Below are 19,460 nucleotides of genomic sequence, written 5' to 3'. Positions count from 1 at the left end.
CTGAGCCGGCGGCCCGCGAGTTCAGCCCAGCCGATAGGTGTCTTCGAGTTCCTGCCGGTCGGCAGGAAGCAGCACGTCAGACACTTGCAAGGCTTGGCCAGCAGCGTCGGACGCCACAACCAGGACACTCAGCACGGGCACACCGTCGGGAAGCTCCAGCAGCTCGGCCTCACCAGGTTCAGGCAGGCGAGCAGAGACCCACTCCGTCACATGATCGAAGCGAACCTTCTTACGCGCTTCCAGATGCGCACGGGTGCCCCCGCTCAGCGGTTCGGCGCTCCGCAGTTCGGTACCGTCAACCAGGCTGGCCGGGAAGTACGAAGACACCAGCTCCACAGGTTCACCATCCTCCACGACAAGGAACCGACGGACGAGAACCTCAGCCCGCTTCGGCAGCCCAAGCACCGAGGCGACCCGCGCCGGAACAGGAACCTGGCCTACCTCGACCAAACGGCCCGATGCCTGAGTCTCATCACGCGCCAGCGCTTCGCTCCCTCGGCGATCCTCATGCTCGACCACGGCCGGACGACCGCGCACGATCGTGCCGAAGCCCTGCCGCGATTCCAGCCAGCCGTCACGCTTCAGCAGTTCCAGCGCCCGGACGACGGTCGGACGGGACATCCCAAAGGCCTGCACAAGCTGATTCTCACTGGGTACGCGAGTGCCGGGCGGATACGTGCCATCCTCAATGCGTTGCTGAATGGTCTGCGCGAGGCGTACGTATTTCGGTGCCTCCACTTCATACGCCATGAACGCCGCCGCCTGTCGAGATTGGCCAAGTCAACTGATCAACCAGACCAGCGACGAATCCGGCGGCGCAGAACCAACTGAGGGTATTGCCCTCACGACGGCCAGGCATCGGCGACGACGAAGGCAACCACGGTTCCGCCGAAGCGACTGGGCCCGGAATGCCAGGACTCGGCGATCGAGTCGACCAGCAGGAGCCCCCGCCCGTGCGCGTCATTGGCGTCAGGCCGCCGAAGCCGCACATTGGCCGGGAAGCCAGGGTTGTGCACCTCGATGCGTAGCGAGGTGTCGTCCCGAAACCACTCCACCCGCACCAGCCACGGTTCGTCAGCCTGCCCGTAGCGGATGGCGTTGGTCACCAGCTCCGAGATCATCAGCGCGCAGTCCTCGACCGAACAGGCCGGGTTGTACGGGGCGATGAACTTCCGGAACCAGCGCCGGGCCCGGGGAACCGATTCCGGCGTCGGATGCAGGGTCATGGCTCCGAGCCGCAGTGAGCCCTCAGAGGGATAGCGGTCGATCGTGTAAGCCACCATGCGCGCTCACTCCTTGCCGCTGCCGTCGCAGTCGAGGCAGCGCCGCTTCGATGTGGCACGGGTGCGGTCAGCAACAGCAGCAAGTGCGAGAGCCGTACGGGAGCCGACGCGCTTCCAGCCGCGCCCCCGACAACTCCGGCAAGGTAAGTGCGCTCCCTGATCCTGCCGCCGACTCGTCACTCCGGGCCGCCTTCCGATCAAGTGGCCTTAGCCACTTACTGGATAGTGGCATTGTCCACTCGAAGCGCGCAAGCGGTTCCCCTAAGTGAGGACCCATCAGGTGAGCGGATACCCCTGCTCGAACGCCCAACGGTTCGGCGGGTAGGTGGCTTCGGCGTACTCCAGCGGCCGGTCCTGGAGGTCGAAGACGACGTGATGCACGATCAGCACAGCAGACCCGACCTCAAGCTGGAGGTCGGCCGCTTCCTCGTCGGTAGCCTGCCGAGCGCACATACGGTCTTCCGCGTAACTCCCCTGCCGCCCCGTCATGTTCTCGACGTACATCAGAGTTCCCTCCTGGATCCGCTCAGGCTCCAGGAGCTTGGGCGCCCGCTGCCCGATCTCCGGCGCGAACCACGAAGTGGACAGCGCGATGGGCCCGTCCTGGTTGTTGGTCACCCGCCGACGATGCACGGCCCGCCGATCCTTCACCAAGCCCAACGCCTCAGCGACATGATCCGGCGCTTCGAGCCACCCGGCGGACGTGATGACCGCATACTCACCGGGCGTGTAGATCTTCCCGGTCTGCCGAGCCCGCCCGTACAACTCTCTTGCCCGCCGGTTAACTTCGAGGCTCCGGACATACGTCCCGGACCCCTGCCGCTTCTCGACGAGCCCCTGATTGCTCAGCGCCTCCAGCGACCGCGCCGCCGTAGGCCGGGACACCTTCCAGTCAGCCGCCAACTGCCGCTCCGATGGAACCTCGTCCCCCGGCCGCAGATCACCCCGCAGGATCTGATCACGGATGAAGTGCGCGATCTGGAGATACTTCGGCTGCGTCTCCTCGATCTGAGGCATGTCCCCTCCTCGCCCAAGTGGCTATAGCCTCTGGCCACTATAGGGTGAGTGGTCAATGAGCAACCCCGTAGTCTTGGGGCCATGACGCGGTTGATCGTCGCAGCAGGAGGAGGGGGCGACGCAGTCGCCGCCGCAATGCTCAACGCCGCCCTCTACGGCGACGAGGACCAGGCGGTGATCCTCACATACGCGTGGGACCGCTTGCTGATCGACCCGGTACCGGGACCCCGAGGCCCCGACGACTTCACCGGCCTCGAACCGCTCACCCCGACCGTATGGAAGGTGCCGGCGGAGGCCCGCCCCATCGCACCGACAGGCTCCACACTCCCCCGCCTGGCGGCAGAGCTCCCGCACACCTTCGCACTGATCGACCCGAGGCACGGCGCCGAGGGCGTCACACGCCAGCTCAAAGACCTGGTCACTCGGCTCCAACCGACCTCAATTGATCTCCTGGACGTCGGCGGCGACGTATTGGCCCGAGGCGACGAACCGACCTTGAAGAGCCCTCTGGCCGACTCCCTGACGCTGGCAGCGTGCGGCCAAGTGAACGCGCCCATCCGCCTGTTGGTCGCGGGCCCCGGCCTGGACGGCGAGCTTTCGCACGAGGACCTGCAAGGCATGCTCGGCGCACTCGTCCACACCTTCACGGCGAGAGACGCGGAGCCGACCAGCGCAGTCCTGGAGTGGCACCCCTCAGAAGCAACCGGCATGCTCGCGGCAACCGCCCGAGGCGTACGCGGCACGTGCGAGGTCCGGGACGCAGGCCTTCCCATCCCCCTCACCGACGAGAGCCCGACAGTCCACGAGGTCGATCTAGATGAGGCGCTGAGCCGCAACGAGTTGGCCCGCGCCATCATGTCGACGACCACCCGGGACCAGGCAGAGGCACTGAGCCGCGAGGTCTGCGGCTTCTCCGAGATCGACTACGAGCGCAACAAGGCCCTCTGGTTGAAGGAACAACAGCCAGCGACGCTCGACGCCCAAGCAGTACTCCATCAGCTCACCCAGTTCGAGGCAGAGGCCCAAGGCCGCGGAGTCACACACACGACGTTCCGCCATCTCACCGAGATCCTGAACCTCGACGGCTCGCAGCGCGATGACCTGCGCCGGCTGCTCATCAACAGCCGCCCTGAGCAGTACGCAGCACCGTTGTGGAGCCTCACGGGCAACAACAGCGGCCACACAAGCCGGACACTATGAGTGCCTACGGCAGTGATCCAGAGCTCAACGTGTACGACGTCACCGGCAACGGCACAGAAGTCGACGTTGCCACCAACCTGCTGAACGGCGACATCAGGCTCTCGATTCTCTGGACCCAAGAGATCCTCTTGTCGGCCGATGCTGCCGAACAAGTGGCGGATGCTCTTCGACGAGCAGCAGCCCAGTCCCGCAACATCACAGACGCCACAAGCGCCAACTGAGTAACAACCTTCTTCACGGGTTCAAGGCCCGCGCACGGCGCGGGCGCGCGCCGCCTCTGCGGCGCGGCCTGCCTCCTGTCTGCGCCCCGGCTGGCCGCGCCCGGCGGCGCGCTGCGTGCATGCGGGCAAGGGCGGGAATTCCCTGCAGGTCAAGGACGCTGCCTCCGGCGGGGGATCGGCCGGCACCGGGATGGAGGGGGCGCCGTTCCCGGCCTCGGGCACATCGTGGTGAGCGTGGTGGGCTCCCATCCCGCCCACCGTCGACCCAGGCAGAGCCGAGCAGACGCGGCCCATGGCGTCCAGGTCGTTCGTACAGTGGCGCGCTCCACCTGGACGCCATGAACCACGCCCGCTCCACGGTGTGTGGGTCGACGGCGGACGGGATGGGAGCGGGGGGAGTGGGCTGAGGCATCGAGCCACCTATCACCGTCGGGCATGTTGCACTTGGCCAGGTCATGACTGCCACCATTGGGCAGTGACTTCAACTCCCTTATGGGTACCGCTAGTAGTCGCCGGTGTCGGCGTCGTCGCAACGCTGGTCGCAGGAACCGTTGGCGCTTTGATCACTCAGCGCTGGTCGGACCGTCGGGAAACAGTCGCCTGGGAGCGTGAGCGACAGCGCGAGCGTGAAAGTTGGGCTCGCGAGGACGAGGCCCGTACGTTCGAGCACCGCAGACAGGCGTACGTGGAGTTCTATGAAGCGGTAAAAGCTCTGGCCAGGACCGCTTACGACCATTGCTACGGCTTCACAGAAGAGCCTGAGCTGAAAGAGGGCTGGCAGTCCGACGCCTTTGCCAAGCTCACACAGTTGCAGTTCTACGCCGATCGAGCTGTGGCCGCTGCCGCGTCCGCTGCGTACAGCGCCGCCTGGTCATGGGGCCAGTACGGGGTACACGACGCACCCGACGACCCAAGTTTCCATGAGCGGCAGCAGAGGTTCGACGAGGCCGAGCTTGAGATGCTGCTACTCATGCGACAGAGCCTGTCAATCCCGGAGGCTGACCTGGCTCTTCCACCTCCCGGCTACAGCTATCCGGGAAACCAGGGCGGAGACGAAGGATCAGATGACGAGAGCTAGATCAGCGCTGGCGGGCGCGACTGCATGCCCGTTGAACAAGGCCAAATCGCCCTACTGGCACTCGCGCACGATCGTCCACAGGCAAGCTACACAGGCCCCAGCATCTAATCTGGAAGCTCCTCAATACTGGGGTCTCCAACAACCCACCAAGTCGGAGGAAAGCCCGGCAGCGGTGGTGCAATGCCCAGATGATTAGCCAGCAGCCACTTTCCATTAAGTTTGTGCATGAGGAAGGTCATGCCACCGGGTACCGGAGTGGGCGAGTTGACGAAGTAACCGCCACTTTCGCCAAGCGGCACTAAGACTACCAACTCGTAATCAGGGCCCACTCGGCGGCGCCTGCTTGCTCCACCCAATTGCTCCGGGTCAATGTCCCCCCATGCATTATGGAAGGCGTCAACTTCGGCGGAGGAGAAAGCTTCCCACAGGTCATGCTGCCCGCGTGAAGTCATCATGGCATCTGCTGTTTCTTGGAGTTGAGTCTCGTCATCTCCGACGACGGCTCTCGCGTTCCAAAGCCAGGCCTGGATGCGACACCTGAGCCAGTTTTCGTCTGCGAGGCTCAAGGCCTCGTCGAACTCACCGGCCGTCATGTGGCGCACGAAGCGAAACGCCACCCCGAGCTGGCCATCGTCTTCATACCTGCCGTCGGAACTCATGGCGGCCATGGCTACAGATGCAACTACATTCTGCGATTCAGATCCAGACCCGAGAGGGTGAGCGCCCTCTGGCATCTCACCCTCAGGGGGAATCTCCCTGTTAGTTGTCATTCCTAGGATTGAAATAAGCATGGAGGCGGCCAGGGCGCCCGTCACCAATGAATACCAGACGAAGCCGTCACGATTGAGCCAGTAGGTCCATCCGCCGAACCCGAGGAGGAGGACAGTAGCAAAAATTACGGAACCTTTGGGAATCGGCTTCTTCGGGGCCCCGATAGGTTGGCCGGATAGTTTGGCCACGTCTAAGGCGATTTTCCCATGCAGCCAAGCAACGGCAGGAGTGTGGTCGCGTAGGATTGTGTTCTTTTGGAGCTCTTCTGCCAAGGCGAGATTTTCTTTGATCTCATTGCGTCGTCGCCTAGTGCGGCTCGTTACGCCAGCGAGTGTTCCTGCGGCAGCGAGTACCGAGACCACTGCGTTGGCGATCCCCTCCGGATTCATATGCCGAGCCTACCGACCGCACGAGCTGTCTGTGGCTGAAAAGGTGAAGCGATCTGCCGGGGCCCAGATGGGCGTCCACCGGTCCAACTTGCGCTGAGGTAAAACGTCCCCATTCGCTCTCCTTGTCGGCTGTGACAACCTCAGGGCACGGAATCCAGTTGGCTCGTCTTTATAGAGCATTGAGTGCGAAATCTGAGTCCGCTGGGCCGTCCCTGGGTCGTCCCTGGGCCGTGCGAGGCCGACCAACGCTGACAGTCGGCGCCCACGGGTGACCACCCCCACCCGGCTCTGGCCTGGGCTCCCGCAGATGATCTGCGACACTGGAAGGGTGATACCGAAGCCCGGAGACTGGCATGACGACGCCGGGCCAGCTGACTACGGTGGTTCCGTACTGGAAGACGATGGTGGTCTGGCCCTGGCTGGAGTCGAAGCGGTTACTCACCAGCCCTGAGCGTCACATCGACACGTTGCGATGCCTGCTCACCCAGGACAACAACGCAGTGCGCAGCGGGACAGCGCCGCCATAGGCTGCGGCGACTGGCAGCGCGCCGGTGCTCCGCGAAGTGACATTGAGGCCCCTGGACGGCAACGGACTGGAGCGGTCACAGAGGCACCACCAACCCTCAGCGTCGTGGGCGCGGAGCAGGCCGCACGGCCCAATGATCGAACTCCGTACGCACCACCATTGGACTCTGCGCGCAGAACGCCTGAAAGACTCGGTGCCGGCACGTATTCTGCGTGCATGGAACCCTCGACCAGGTCAGAGGACCTCGACGACACAAAGCCGGCAGCAGATACTGCACCACGCCTCATCAAGTCACTTCGATTGAAACAATTGTTCGGTAAGTTCAACTATCGGATTGACTTTTTCGACGGGCCAGAGGAAGTAGCCGATCGCCGACTCACCCTTCTATATGGAGACAACGGAAGCGGCAAGACTACCATTCTGAACCTGCTATGGAATGCACTGAGCGCATCGCGCCAGCTTGGCCATAGATCCTATATCGGTAATTGCCCATTCGAGTCGCTAGAAATCGAACTCAACGACGGCGACACCATCAGGATCACGAAACGCAACGACCTGCAAGGCCCTTACGACGTCACAGTTATGGGGCAGAGCGTTGAGCTTCAACAGGCCTATATGCCAGTCGGAGATGGAACATTCCTCCCCGTAGGTGAAGATGGTTTGCCCATGCCGGACGCTGTCAGGCTTGATTTCGAGATGCGTCGGCAGCGCGAAACGAGGGCAGGAATAGGAGTCTCCTCTACCTCCAGAAGGCGTCAGCGTGAGCAATTGGCATTGTTTGCCCACTCTCAAGAGGACGCATTTGTCAACTATCTGACTCAACTGCACGCTAATCCGTATTTCCTTGCCGATGACAGGCAGATTTACGGTGATGACATCAGACATGGCCCCAAACGCCCGACCGAGGAGGATGGGCCCAACGATACCAAGTCTTTCCTTGCTTGGGAGCTGGCACTTGCAATGAGGCGCATTCATAACCAATTGCAGCAGCAGGCGCTTGCAGGGAACCAGCGGGGATCCAGCGGCACGAACAAAATTTACCTTGACCTCCTGGAGAGGATTACCCAAAAACAGTTTTCGGACGAAGGAGCATCGTCAGTCGACCAACTCCTGGAAAGGCTAAACCAGGTCGCCTTCAGGACGCAGAAGTACAGCGAATTTGGCCTAATGCCAGCGCTGCAATCACAGCCTTTCGCCTCCATCTTGAAGAGCATCCCACACGACCGAGTGGCTATGGCTGAGGAGGTTATCCACCCGTATCTGGAGGCGCAAGAAGCTAGGCTCGATGCATTGCAAGGAGCCGAGCGACTAATTCGCACATTGGTGGAACAGGCGAATGGATTCCTGCAGACGAAGCAACTTGTTTTCGATCTTTCTCGAGGAATTCGAGTTCTGTCTCATGAGGGACACGAAGAGGAACTACAGCCGCACCAACTCTCGTCCGGCGAGCGCCAAATCCTGCTGCTTCTGCTAAACACTGTTCAAGCTCGTGGAAACACTCGTCTGTTTCTGATCGACGAACCTGAACTCAGCTTGAATGTGAAGTGGCAGAGGAAACTAATGGCAGCTCTTTTGGCATGCACCCAAGGTAGTGGCATGCAGTTCGTTGTGGCCACTCACTCGATTGAGGTAATCACTGGAAACACTGATTCCCTGTCGCGACTTGTGGCGCAGAGCTGATATCTAGGTGCCTGGTGGGGGTACACGCATGCCGAATGTAGATGAGAATCGCAGAACGCCTGAAGAGCTTTCCACGCTCGACCTCGTAGAGCCGGGAATGAAAGAAGTAATCGTTGAAGGCCGGGGCGACGCGGGCCTGCTCCGATGGTTCTTTTCCCAGGTAGCGCCAGACTCGGACATCGCGTTTTTTGCAGTGACGGATCGCGTGCTAATTGATTCCGATATAATTACAGGCCGCGGCCACAGTGCGGGCCAACGCGGGGCAGTCGTGGCGACGGCGGAGATCGTAAGCGAGCGGGCTCCACGCAGCAGCAGAGTGATTTTTGTAGCGGATCGAGACTGTAATTCACTCGGGTTAGATGCCTGTCCAGAATTGGGAAACATCCTCTACACGGACTTCGCCGCAATGGAACTCTACTGCCTGTCCCCTAAGACCATCGGGAAGGTGCTGTCTGTCGCTCTCCGTGCCCCCGATCGCATCGACGCGCAAGGCGTCATCGATGCACTCATTCCAACGCTTGTGACCTTGTTCAGGATTCGGGCGACAGTACGATCCCTGCCTGAGCCGCAAAAATTGGCGGGAAAGGTAATGGAGCAGCTACATTTTAAACCTGCTGGGAGCGATCTGGATGCTGAAGATGCCCTAGCGCGTTCCGTAAAAGGATACTCACGCAAGGAGCTAAGCGAAGCTTTTTCAAGGTTTGAAGTTCCTGAGAATTTGGATCCTCGCCACTACATCAGAGGACATGACATAGCTGCTGTATTTATCAAATACATTGCATCGATGCATCCGAACCTTCTGCGGGAGGACCGGCGACACTTCGCGCAAGCAACAGCCATGGAGATTTGCATGATGTCGAGTCTGGAAGTAGTGGACCTTGAGCAATATGGGCTATTTGGAAGATTGAAGGAATATGCCCTTAAAGACTTGAATGCCGACTCGGCGGATTTCCCAAAGTTGCGCGACACTGCCTAGTGTCCCTGAGTTATCCGAGGTTACATACCTAGGTTCTGAGCTAATCAGTGTTGCGGGAGGACTTCCTTCTGTATATGCCAAACCTCGCGCAAGATTCGCGCAACGGGACACTCAGGCGTCCCCAGCAGACAGAGGTAGAGGACGGGCCGGAAGCCAAGCCGGGGGCGAGCAGTTGTTGTGAGGCTACCGGCGGCGCCTCCTGACGGATCGGAAGCACGTTGGGAGAAACCTGGGAGAAGATCTTCTCCCGACGTCTCACAGAGACCCGGCGAGACCTATTCAGTCCAAGGTCTTGACCTGCTTAAACAGCTTCGACCCCATGTCTGGATCTTGCCCTGACCTTATTCGGGTCGAAGCGGTCGCTCCTGTCCCGAGTGCAGCCAGTCCATGAAGTCCGGCGGCCTCGTCCTCGTCAAACGGGACGACGATGGTCGGCGGTCCTGCCGGGCACTGTGGCGGTGTACCGATCGGCACGTCTGATGGAGCTGGGCAGACCGGCCGGACGAACCATTGGAGGTCTGCCCGGTCCCGCAACTGTTCCGCTGACATCCAACGTTGACATTAACGAGCACGGACGGCGGCGACAACCGGCCGCCATGTACGGCGCCAGTGCGCGAGGCGAGTCCCCACCACGCCGGGCTCGGATCGAACTCCTAAAGCGGTGCTCAGCCAGCCGTGGCCTATCCGTGGACTCGTCCTGCCTGATCTGCCGCCTGCAGGGCGGTGACCTGCTGCGTTACCCAGGAGCCAAGGGGCCTACGGAGCCGTGTGCACCGCAGGCCCGCTGATGAATCGCGCGCCGACGGGGGTGACGTGAGCAGGCGTACTGTCCATGGGCTGTAGTCGAGTCGCGCTACTGCTGCGCACCGGGAACACCTCGAGTGAGTGTCTAACTGCGTGACAACGCCAACGAACACCAGCGGACGACCACGAACGTCTACGGATCGTCAACGCAGGTGAGAGCCGCACCAGCCCAAGGCACCACCCCGACCCAAGTTGCTTCGGGACGAAGAGGGTCGTGGGTTCAAATCCCGCCACCCCGACAGTGAAATAGCAGATCAGAGGGCCCTCACCGGATCGGTGAGGGCCCTCTGGCGTTGTTGTGTGTCCTGCGTGACTATCGCTTCCTGAGCGCCTTGGCGTCTACGGCTTCCTCGGATCGGACCCAAAAATGCCGTCCATGACGACGGCGCCGGTCTGGATCACAGGCCGGATCTGCTTCCGGTAGACCTCCTCGGTCACGGCCGTTCCGGAGTGGCCGAACGAGCCAGGAGACCTCATCCGGCGGCACGCCCCTGTCTGAAAGCAGCGACACGAAGCTGTGTCCAAGCTCCCGAGGCGTCCACTCGTCGCCGGTGATCCCCTCGATACCCCTGAGCGCCTCGCGGGAAGCCCGCCGGCCGTCGGCGGCAACGAGCGGCTTGCCGATGGCCAAGGACAAGACGAGCCCTCGTTCCTCGCAGGCGTCGTCAGCGGCGAGCCGGTCCCAGCCCTGATCCTCGAACTGCTGCCGGGGAACTGAGGCACCGCGGCGGCAGGTCCATGCGGATTGCTGGTCTCGGGCCTCGTCACCAGCTCGATACACGCGGCGCGAGCCCGCTCCGCCCACATGTGTCGAGTGGGGCCTCCCACACGTCCTCCGACCGGTCGCTGATGCCCTCGGGCCAATCCGGAAACACTCCGTCGGTCAGATGGCGGACGGATTGTGCCCACGTGGCGAGCCAGTCGCGTAGGGCGTTTCGTCTCTCCTCACGCATGCGTTGCCAGCACGGCTCCGCGTACGCATTCGCCATCCGGTGAACCCCGTCGTGGTGGCTCAGTCCTCTCGCCGGGTTTCTCGGTAGTGGTTCAGGAGTCCCTGGGCGCTGATGGTCCAGGGGTGGGTCGGGCCGAGGACTCGGGTTCGGCCGGTCACCAGTTGTTCCGCGTGCTCGATCGCTTCTGGGGTGCGGGCCAGGGCGTTGAGGACTCTGCTCAGCGTCAGTCTCGCGTTCAGGGCGATGGGGTAGTCGGAGCCGAAGCGCCGTACGTAGCCCTCGAGGGCCGAGTCGACGTGGGGCAGCGCGTCCGCCGACCGTCCGGCGCGTTGCAGCGCGCACGCGTAGTTGAGTTGTGCGTCCAAGGTGATGGAGTGGTCGTCGCCGGCCTCGCGGCGGCAGTCCGCGATCAGGGTCGACCCCGCGTCCAGTTCGGCCGGCCGCGTCGCACTTTCCAGGAAGGACGCCCTCGCGAGGAGTGTGAGCGGGTGCGTGGGGCCGAGCAGGGTTGTCCGTTCCTGCACGATCTGCTGGATCAGCGCTTGGCCCTCCTCCTCCCGGCCGGTGTTGATGAGTGGGCTGGCCAGTTTCAGGCGCGTCGTCAGGGTGTCCGATGCCTTGGGGCCCAGCGTGCGTTCGCAGATCTCCAGCACCCGCAGGTACAGGGCCTCGGACTCCTCGAAGCGCCCGAGGCGGAACAGGGAGCGGGCCACCCGTTGGCGGAGCCGGGTGAGGAGGGCGTGATCCTCGCCCAGTGCCGGTCGGGCGGTTTCCACGGCTTCCTCGGCCAGCGCGAGTGCCGAGACGTAGTCGCCGGATCTGTGGACGGCGGTGGCGAGGCGAAGGGCGCACTCCGCCGCGGACTCCACCGTCGTGCGGCGCGCCGCCCAGTGGGCCGTCCTGCTCAACAGAGCGGTCACATGCGGGGCGAGCAGGTTCACGAGCGGTCCCTGCGGGCCCCGGTCGGGGATCTCCGGCAGTGCGGCGAGGAGGAGACGGGACGCCGTGTCCGCGAGTTGCTCGCGCTGTTCCGCGGACGCGGTGCGGGCGACGCTCTCGAGGACCACGCCGTGGGTACGCAGGCAACGCGTCTCATCGGCAGACACGATCCCGGTGAGGGAGTGGTCGAGAAGTCCGCGCAGCGCCGACTCGACCTTGAAGGAGGGGAGTTCGGGGCTCAGTTCGGCCCCGGAGAGGATCGACAGGGGCAGCGGATCGCTGGACCAGCAGGCGAGCAGCCGCAGCAAGTCGCCTGCCTCCTGGAGTCCTTGGGCCGCGAGGGCGTCCAAGGAGAGCTGCCAGGTGCTGCTGAGCAGATGACGTGAGTCGGCGCCGAAGGTCGTGTCGCCCTGATCGATGAGGTCGATGGCGTCGAGGCCTGCCACGCCTCCGTCGAGCCGACGGCGGTAGTCGGCGAGGGTCCACGGGTCGATCACCTGGTGGGAGAGGAATCCACCCGCCAGGGTGAGTGCCAGGGGAAGTCGTCCCAGGCGGTCGGCGACATCGGCGGCCTCCTCTGCCGAGCCCGCGTGGGGTGCCAGATCCCGCAGAACGAGAGCGGCGTCCTCCCGAGGCAGCACGCCGAACTGGAGGAGTTCGGCGCCGGGCCACCAGTGCGGCGCCGCCTGACGGGTCGTGACGACGACGGTGCCGGTGGGGCTGGTGCGCAGCCAGCCGCCCTCGCGGAGGATGCCGGGGTTGTCCGCGTTGTCGAGGACCAGCAGCCAGGGCTGCTCGGAGCGGTCCAGGTACTGCCAGACGAGATCGGCCGCCGGGCGCAATCCGCTGCGTGCTCCGACGAGTTCGCCGTCGGTGGCACCGCGGTCGGCCGCGACGGCGAGCATGCCAGCGCGCAGGGACACGGAGTCCGACGTGTTGACCCACAGCCCGATACGCCCGGCCTCACGGGTCGCGTACTGGAAGAGGGTGAGGGCGACGGCGGTCTTGCCGCAGCCGCCCAGACCGTGCAGGACGTAGACGCCGTTGCCGACGCCGGGCTCGACGGCCTGGCGTAGACGGTCCATTTCCCCGACCCGGTCGCGGAGCACCGCGGGCGCGCGGCTGACCGCCGGGTGGCGTACCGAGTCGGGGCCCGTCGCGTCCGGCGCGTGATGGTGGTGCTCGGTGATGTGCTGGTCACCGGAGGCTTGGTAGACGCGGCCCTGGCCGCCCGCCCACGCGTCGTTGCGGGCGTTCACCGAGGTCCGAAGTTCTGGTCGCGTCCCGCCTGGTACACCCGGGAGTGGCCGGAGGCCGTGGCGTGTTGGGTGATGGACGGGGTCGGCGCGTTCGGGGCCAGTTCGTCGAGGAGTGTGCGCAGCGTCTGGGTCTCCTCGGGGTGGGCCGCCAGCAGTCGGCGGATGCGGCCCTGCCACTCCGCCGCGAGTTCCTCCCTGGTGCCGGCGTCGGCCGCGGCCTGCGGGGTGAGCAGGTCGTCGCGGGTCACATCCAGCTCGGCGGAGATCGCGTCCGCCCGTTCCGGCTGGGCGCGGCGCCACAGGGCGACCACGCCGTCCCTCGCGCGTTGCCACGCCTCCGTCGTCAACAAGGTGACCAGAGTCGATCCCGCTGCCCCCGCCAAGGCGGCCATCTCCGGATCCACGAAGCCGTCCCCTCCCACCACATGGCTGACCTGACCTCACCTGACCTGCCATCCAGACTAGTCAGTTCCCTCCCTTTCGGGGCCCGCAACCGAGCACGCGGGGGCGGAGGCTCACGCCGCCTGTTCCGGTTCGCCCGTCGCTGATGGGTGGATGTAGCCGTTCTCCTCGAACGGGGTGAACCACGCCTTGAAGGCCTCCGACGTCGCTCCTGGCAGTGGGGCCGTCGTCAGGTCGTCCATCGCGCCGTCGTAGAGCCAGTCGTGGTCGCTGTCCTCGTAGACGTGGTCGGCGAAGGCGTCCAGGGCCTTCGCCACGTCCGTCGTCAGGAGGCCGAACGTCTCCAGGGTCACGTGGGTCTCGGTCAGCAGGAGTTTCAGTGCCAGTTCCTCGGCCACGCAGCTCGGGCGTTGGAAGCTGCCGTCCGTGAAGCGGGTCGTCATCGCGATCACCGTCACCAGGAAGCGGCGGGCGAAGCGGGCGTCGTACTGGAGGGCGTAGCGCTCGGGGAGATCCTCGAAGTGCCAGAGCGGGCCGTCGCAGTTGGCGGCCGTCGTGTCCTCCTGCGTCAACGTCTGCACGTCCTGGAAGAGTTCGTCCACCAGGATGTCCGTCGCGTAGAGGAGCGCGCCCGCAGCCAGGGCTATTGCCGCGGGTGCTACTGCCGCAGGTGCTACCTCTTCGGGCTGGAGCGCCTGTGCGCCTCCCTGGCCGGCATCCGGGTCGCCCGCTTCCCGGCCGGCCTCCGGACCTCCCGCTTTCCGGCCGGCCTCCGGCCCCGCTCCCCCGTCGCTCCCTCCCCCCGTCTCCCCCGTCTCCCCGGCCTCCCCGTTGTTCGGGGCTCCGAACACCTCTGGTGGGAACGCCTTCAGGTTCTGGGACAGGGTCAGCATCTGGGCCTTCACCGTCGCCGCCTTTGCCTCGGGGTCGTACGGTTCCTCGTCCTCGTCCTCCGTGGGGCGTTGGGCGTGGTGGGCCTTGCGGGCCGCCGGGTCCGCGGGTGGGGCGTCGGGGCCGTCGGCCGCGTCCAGGCTCTCCTGCGCCAGTTTCGGGTGGAGTTCGACCTCGCAGCGGTCTATCCGCCAGTCGGCCAGCAGTTGCGAGCGCTCCAGCAGGTCGGCCACCACCGAGCGCACCGCCTCCTCCGCCGACTCCAGGACCGGCGCGTCCACGAACACCTTCAGGAGCGCCCCCGCCGGGTGCACGGCGACGATGCTGTCGAACAGGTCGGCCTCCATGCCGTCGGGGCCCTCGACCGCCTCGACCGAGTCGAAGCCGTCCTCGATGAGCGCCACGGCACCGGCACGCTGAAGCGGGTCCATCTCCGGAGTGCCCTGCGGCAGGCAGATGTCCACGGTCACTACGTACGTCACAGGTCAGAGCCTGGCAGGTCACGGCCTTCCGTGCGGAAGATTTCACCCGTTCTCGAACATCCTCAGGTGTTCCACGTCTCGTCGTACGGGTCGGACGGCGTCGGAATCGGCTTCGCGTCCGTGACCTCGAAGTACGGGATCGGGCCGCCGTTCACCGGGTCCTTCGTCGTGCGCGGGGTGTAAGTGCCCGTCACCTTCAGCCACTTGTCGGGTCGCAGCACCGGCGGGATCGTCCCGGTCAGGGCGATCTTCACCGGCTGGGCGTCCGCGGCACAGCAGTTGAGAGCCATCCTCACCAGGTACGGCCTGCCCGCCTGGTCCAGGGCCACGAAGCCCTCGATCCGCAGTCGGCGTCCCTCGATCGTCCGGCCGCGCCCGTAGACCGCCCGCGTCGCGTAGTCGACCACCGAGAGGTCCAACGTGCCCTTCGCCGGAAGGGAGTTGTAGCCGTACGGCTGCTGGAGCGCCGTTCCCGTCCGCATCGCGCTGTACGAACCCAGCGCCGGTGGCGCCACCAGGATCAGCGCGAAGAGGGGGAGGGTCAGGAGCCAGGAGATCCGGGGCTCGCGGTGCGGAGTCGGCCTCTCGCTCCTCGCCTCCTTCCCCGCTCCCTCTCCCCCCTCCGTTCCCGATCCCTCTCCCGCCTCCGTTCCCGCTCCCTTTCCCGCCCGGTACTCGTACCACGCCGTCGCCAGCGCCGTCGCGATCAGTACCGCCCCCGACAGCAGCAGCATCGGGCGCAGGCCCGCCTTCACATAGCGCAGGTACAGGTCCGTACAGCCCGCGTGCAGCAGCGCCGCGCCCGTCAGGAACAGGACCGCCGCCTGGGCCTGGCGGTTCACAGCAGCACCGCCCCGGTCAGCAGCGCGCCCGCGATCGCCACCACGAACGTCGCCGGCGCGAACCGCAGCGCGAACCCCCTGCCGAACGTCCCCGCCTGCATCGCGAACAGCTTCAGGTCGATCATCGGGCCCACCACCAGGAACGCCAGCTTCGCCGTCAGCGAGAACTCCGTGAGCGACGCGGCCACGAACGCGTCCGCCTCCGAGCAGATCGACAGCAGCACCGCGAGCACCGCCAGCGCCAGGATCGCCACCAGCGGGTTCCCCGCGGCCGTGCGCAGCCAGCTCGCCGGGACCACCGCCTTCAGCGTCGCCGCCGCCATCGCGCCCACCACCAGGAACCCGCCCGCGTGCACCACGTCGTGCCGCACCGAGCCCCAGAACGCCGCGCCCCTGCCCTGCCCCTCGTGAGGTGAACGGCGCGGTGTGCGCAGCCAGTCGGTGCGGCCGAGGCGCTGCCACAGCCAGCCCATCGCGCACGCCACCAGCAGGCTGGCCACGAACCGGGCCACGACCATCCCGGGCTCGCGCGGGAACGCCACCGCCGTCGCCGTCAGGACGATCGGGTTGATCGCCGGGGCCGACAGCAGGAAGGCCAGCGCGGCGGCCGGGGTGACGCCCCTGCGCACCAGCGCGCCCGCCACCGGGACCGACGCGCACTCGCAGCCCGGCAGGACGGCGCCCGCGAGTCCCGCCACCGGGACGGCCAGCGCCGGGCGGGCGGGCAGCGCCCTCGCGAAGAACGACGGCGGCACGAACACCGCTATCGCCGCCGACAGCAGCACGCCGAGCACCAGGAACGGGAGCGCCTGGACCAGCACGGCCACGAACACCGTCATCCAGCTCTGCATCACCGGCGCGGACAGCAGCCCCCGGATCGGGCCCTGGAGCAGGACCAGGGTGAGCAGCAGCATCGTCAGGATCAGCGGGGACGATCCCGTCGCCCCCGACCCATCCGACCCGTGCGACTCATGCGACCCGTGCGACCCGTGCGACTCATGCGACCCGTGCGACCCGTGCGACCCGTGCGACCTATCCGATCCATGCGACCTATCCGCCACGTCCGTCGCACCCGCCGCACCCGCCGCACCCGTCGCGCTCGCCGCACCCGCACCCGCCGGCCCCTCCCTCCCCTCATCCGCCGCACCCGCACCCGCGTCCGCGTCCGGCGTCCGCGTCATCGAACTCGTCGTCCTCGCCACTCCTGCGGTACCTCCGGCCGGGCTCTTTCGTGGGTTCGTCCGCCTCCTCTGCATTACGTCGGGCACGGGGTGATGTCTCAGCGTCTGGAACCACTCGTCACCGTGCGGCAGTCTTTTCCCTCGTGGCGACCCTTCCGAATCAGACCGCGCCCGGTGGCGACATGTCCGCGCACATGGTGGTGTGCGGCGACGACGGTCTCGCGCGCCGGCTCGCCGCCGAACTCCGGGGTGTGTACGGCGAACAGGTCACGCTCGTCGTACCGCCCTCCGAGCGCGCGGCGGGCCCTCCCGTGGTCGGGCGGGCCCGTGCCACCACCGCCGCGCTGCTCGACCGGGTGGTCAACGCCGCCGTCAACCGGGGCGGTACCGGAGTCGGCGCCCCCGAGCCGTCCGCCGGGACCGGTGAACGGGTCCTGGAGATCGCCGAGTTGACGGAGGTCACGCTCGCCGAGGCGGGTGTGGAGCGGGCCGCCGCGCTGGCCCTCGTCTACGAGGACGACGAGACCAACATCCGGGCCGCGCTCACCGCCCGTCGGCTCAACCCCCGGCTCCGTCTCGTCCTGCGGCTCTACAACCGGCGGTTGGGCCAGCACATCGAGGAACTCCTCGACCAGGCCTCCACGTTGGCGATCGGCGGGCCCGACGCCGGGGCCGATCTCGGGGTCGACGCCTCCACCACCGTCCTCTCCGACGCCGACACGGCGGCCCCCGCGCTGGCCGCCACCGCCGTCGCCGGGACCAGCAAGATCGTCCAGACCGACGGGCTGCTGCTGCGGGCCGTCGAACGGCAGCCGGGCAGCCACGGGCACGCCGTGCACCCCGGCACCGCCACCCTCGCGCTGCTGTCCGCGGCCGGTAACGACAACGGCGTCAGCGACGGCGACCAGGGGCCGTTGCTGCTGCCCGACGCGGCGACCGTGCGGGCGGGCGCCGGGCGCGGGGCGCTGGTGCTGGAGCACGTGTCCTACTCGGGGGCCTCGTCGCCCGCGCCCCGGGTGGCCTCGGTGCCGCCGCTGGCCTCCCTCTTCTCGCGGCGGCTGCGCTGGTCGCTGGCCGGGCTCGTGGCCTGCGTGGTCGCGCTCGCCGTCTCCCTGTCGCTGGTCACCGACATGCACCCGGTGAGCGCCTTCTACCTCACCCTCCTCGACCTCTTCGCCATCGACGACCCCGCGATCGGCGACTCGCTGGGCCGGCAGATCCTCCAACTCCTGTCCGGGCTCATGGGGTTGCTGCTGCTGCCGGTGTTGCTCGCCGCCGTCCTCGAGGCGCTCGGCACCTTCAGGACCGCCTCCACGCTGCGGAAGCCGCCGCGCGGGCTCAGCGGGCATGTCGTGCTGCTCGGGCTCGGGAAGATCGGCACCCGGGTGCTGACCCGGCTGCGGGAGCTGGACATCCCCGTCGTGTGCGTCGAGTCCGACCCGGAGGCGCGCGGGATGGCCACCGCGCGGCGGCTGCGGGTGCCGGTCGTGCTCGGGGACGTCACGCAGGAGGGGGTACTGGAGGCGGCGAAGATCCAGCGGGCGCACGGGCTGCTCGCCGTGACCAGTTCCGACACCACGAACCTGGAGGCGGTGCTGTACGGGCGGTCCGTGCGGCCCGATCTGCGGGTGGTGCTGCGGCTCTACGACGACGACTTCGCGACGGCCGTGTACCGCACCCTGCGGGCCGCCCATCCCGGCGCGTCCACGCGCAGCCGAAGCGTCTCCCATCTGGCCGCCCCCGCGTTCGCCGGGGCGATGATGGGGCGGCAGATCCTGGGCGCGATCCCGGTGGAGCGGCGGGTGCTGCTGTTCGCCGCGGTGGAGGTGGGCGGGCATCCGCAGCTGGAGGGCAGGACCGTCGCCGAGGCGTTCCGGGCGGGCGCCTGGCGGGTGCTGGCGCTCGACACGAGGGTGTCGGACACCGACGCGGCGGACGGTCAGGGGGGTGCGGGGGACCCGGGGGGTTCAGGAGACGCACGGGGCGCGGGCGGCCACGGCGGCGCGGGGGGTGCGGGAGACGCCGGGGGGACCGGGGGTGCCGGGGGAACCGGGGGTGCCGGGGGATCTGGAGGCTCGGGGAGCCCGGCGGGGTCGGGAGTCCGCGGCGGCCAGGACCGGCGGCGGGACGGGACCGGTCCCGGTGGTCGGACGGCCGGTCGGAGCCCGTCCCGGGACGGTGGCGCGGGGGCGTCCGGGCTGGTGTGGGATCTGCCGGACACCTATGTCCTGCGGAGCACCGACCGGGTGGTGCTCGCCGCCACCCGGCGCGGGCTCGCGGAGCTGCTCGGACGGCGCCGCAGGGACGTCCCGGGTGCGCCCGCCCCCAGACCCCCGTTCCGCCTCTGAACCGGCCTCCCCCGTGCCCGCACCACCCGGCCCAGCTCAGGCAGCGGCCCCGAGCGGCGGCCACCCCCACCCCGGCACCCACGCCCCCACCCCTGCTCACGCCCCCACGCCCGTGCTCAACCCCCGCGCCCTCGCACCCCGCATCCCTCGCACCCCGCATCCCTCGCACCCCGCATCCCTCGCACCCGGCGCCCCCGGGCCCACCGGGCACCCCGCAC

Annotated in this window: 15 protein-coding genes; 6 read left to right on the top strand and 9 right to left on the bottom strand. The window is 66.7% G+C overall.

Annotated elements, in window-relative coordinates:
- Positions 1 to 21 precede the first annotated feature (21 nt).
- The 3 genes from DDJ31_RS21030 to DDJ31_RS21020 form a co-directional block, all read right to left on the bottom strand.
- Positions 22 to 750 carry a GntR family transcriptional regulator gene (locus DDJ31_RS21030; protein ID WP_127178772.1) on the bottom strand — a complete coding sequence of 243 codons (729 nt, stop codon included), beginning with the start codon at positions 748 to 750 and terminating at the stop codon, positions 22 to 24.
- 92 nt (positions 751 to 842) lie between these two features.
- Positions 843 to 1,280, bottom strand: a complete 438-nt coding sequence (locus tag DDJ31_RS21025) for an ATP-binding protein (protein ID WP_127182674.1) — start codon at positions 1,278 to 1,280, stop codon at positions 843 to 845.
- Positions 1,281 to 1,559: 279 nt separating this feature from the next.
- Positions 1,560 to 2,300: a GntR family transcriptional regulator gene (locus DDJ31_RS21020; RefSeq protein WP_127178773.1), complete on the bottom strand. Its 741-nt coding sequence runs from the start codon at positions 2,298 to 2,300 to the stop codon at positions 1,560 to 1,562.
- Positions 2,301 to 2,381: 81 nt separating this feature from the next.
- On the opposite strand from DDJ31_RS21020, the gene DDJ31_RS21015 reads away from it, so the two are divergent.
- The 3 genes from DDJ31_RS21015 to DDJ31_RS21005 all read left to right on the top strand — a co-directional run bounded on the left by DDJ31_RS21015 (position 2,382) and on the right by DDJ31_RS21005 (position 4,799).
- A complete protein-coding gene (locus DDJ31_RS21015) occupies positions 2,382 to 3,500 on the top strand; it encodes a DUF1152 domain-containing protein (protein WP_127178774.1) in 1,119 nt (372 codons plus the stop codon).
- On the top strand, positions 3,497 to 3,721 hold the full coding sequence (locus tag DDJ31_RS21010) for a hypothetical protein (protein WP_127178775.1): 225 nt from the start codon (positions 3,497 to 3,499) through the stop codon (positions 3,719 to 3,721). Before DDJ31_RS21015 ends, DDJ31_RS21010 begins: the two co-directional genes overlap by 4 nt.
- 685 nt (positions 3,722 to 4,406) lie before the next feature.
- Positions 4,407 to 4,799 carry a hypothetical protein gene (locus DDJ31_RS21005; RefSeq protein ID WP_171480866.1) on the top strand — a complete coding sequence of 131 codons (393 nt, stop codon included), beginning with the start codon at positions 4,407 to 4,409 and terminating at the stop codon, positions 4,797 to 4,799.
- Between the two features lie 104 nt (positions 4,800 to 4,903).
- Here the strand turns inward: DDJ31_RS21005 and DDJ31_RS38770 are convergent, their stop codons facing one another.
- The gene (locus DDJ31_RS38770; RefSeq protein WP_206280666.1) at positions 4,904 to 5,959 is read right to left on the bottom strand and encodes a hypothetical protein; all 1,056 of its coding nucleotides are present in this window, start codon (positions 5,957 to 5,959) and stop codon (positions 4,904 to 4,906) included.
- 742 nt (positions 5,960 to 6,701) lie between these two features.
- Between DDJ31_RS38770 and DDJ31_RS20995 the strand changes: the two genes are divergently transcribed.
- Both DDJ31_RS20995 and DDJ31_RS20990 read left to right on the top strand, forming a co-directional pair.
- Positions 6,702 to 8,165: an AAA family ATPase gene (locus DDJ31_RS20995; protein WP_164784924.1), complete on the top strand. Its 1,464-nt coding sequence runs from the start codon at positions 6,702 to 6,704 to the stop codon at positions 8,163 to 8,165.
- A 28-nt stretch (positions 8,166 to 8,193) separates the two neighbouring features.
- Positions 8,194 to 9,141: a hypothetical protein gene (locus DDJ31_RS20990; protein ID WP_127178778.1), complete on the top strand. Its 948-nt coding sequence runs from the start codon at positions 8,194 to 8,196 to the stop codon at positions 9,139 to 9,141.
- Positions 9,142 to 10,957: 1,816 nt separating this feature from the next.
- On the opposite strand, the gene DDJ31_RS20980 is transcribed toward DDJ31_RS20990, so the two are convergent.
- The 5 genes from DDJ31_RS20980 to DDJ31_RS20955 all read right to left on the bottom strand — a co-directional run bounded on the left by DDJ31_RS20980 (position 10,958) and on the right by DDJ31_RS20955 (position 16,894).
- Entirely contained in the window at positions 10,958 to 13,096 is a 2,139-nt protein-coding gene (locus tag DDJ31_RS20980; RefSeq protein ID WP_127178779.1) for a tetratricopeptide repeat protein, read from the bottom strand.
- Positions 13,093 to 13,500: a hypothetical protein gene (locus tag DDJ31_RS20975; protein WP_127178780.1), complete on the bottom strand. Its 408-nt coding sequence runs from the start codon at positions 13,498 to 13,500 to the stop codon at positions 13,093 to 13,095. The genes DDJ31_RS20980 and DDJ31_RS20975 overlap by 4 nt, the downstream gene beginning before the upstream one ends.
- Before the next feature lie 111 nt (positions 13,501 to 13,611).
- Entirely contained in the window at positions 13,612 to 14,871 is a 1,260-nt protein-coding gene (locus DDJ31_RS39255; RefSeq protein WP_240678126.1) for a hypothetical protein, read from the bottom strand.
- Positions 14,872 to 14,933: 62 nt separating this feature from the next.
- A complete protein-coding gene (locus tag DDJ31_RS20960; protein ID WP_127178781.1) occupies positions 14,934 to 15,713 on the bottom strand; it encodes a TIGR03943 family putative permease subunit in 780 nt (259 codons plus the stop codon).
- Positions 15,710 to 16,894: a permease gene (locus DDJ31_RS20955; RefSeq protein ID WP_431027593.1), complete on the bottom strand. Its 1,185-nt coding sequence runs from the start codon at positions 16,892 to 16,894 to the stop codon at positions 15,710 to 15,712. Before DDJ31_RS20955 ends, DDJ31_RS20960 begins: the two co-directional genes overlap by 4 nt.
- A gap of 194 nt (positions 16,895 to 17,088) precedes the next feature.
- Here DDJ31_RS20955 and DDJ31_RS20950 point away from each other — a divergent pair, with 194 nt between their 5' ends.
- The gene (locus DDJ31_RS20950; protein WP_127182675.1) at positions 17,089 to 19,242 is read left to right on the top strand and encodes an NAD-binding protein; all 2,154 of its coding nucleotides are present in this window, start codon (positions 17,089 to 17,091) and stop codon (positions 19,240 to 19,242) included.
- Positions 19,243 to 19,460: the final 218 nt, after the last annotated feature.

Origin of the sequence: Streptomyces griseoviridis (assembly GCF_005222485.1) — a bacterium.
Lineage (GTDB): Bacteria > Actinomycetota > Actinomycetes > Streptomycetales > Streptomycetaceae > Streptomyces > Streptomyces hintoniae.
The sequence above is the reverse complement of the archived record's forward strand: the minus strand, read 5'-3'. Positions and strand labels throughout refer to the sequence as shown.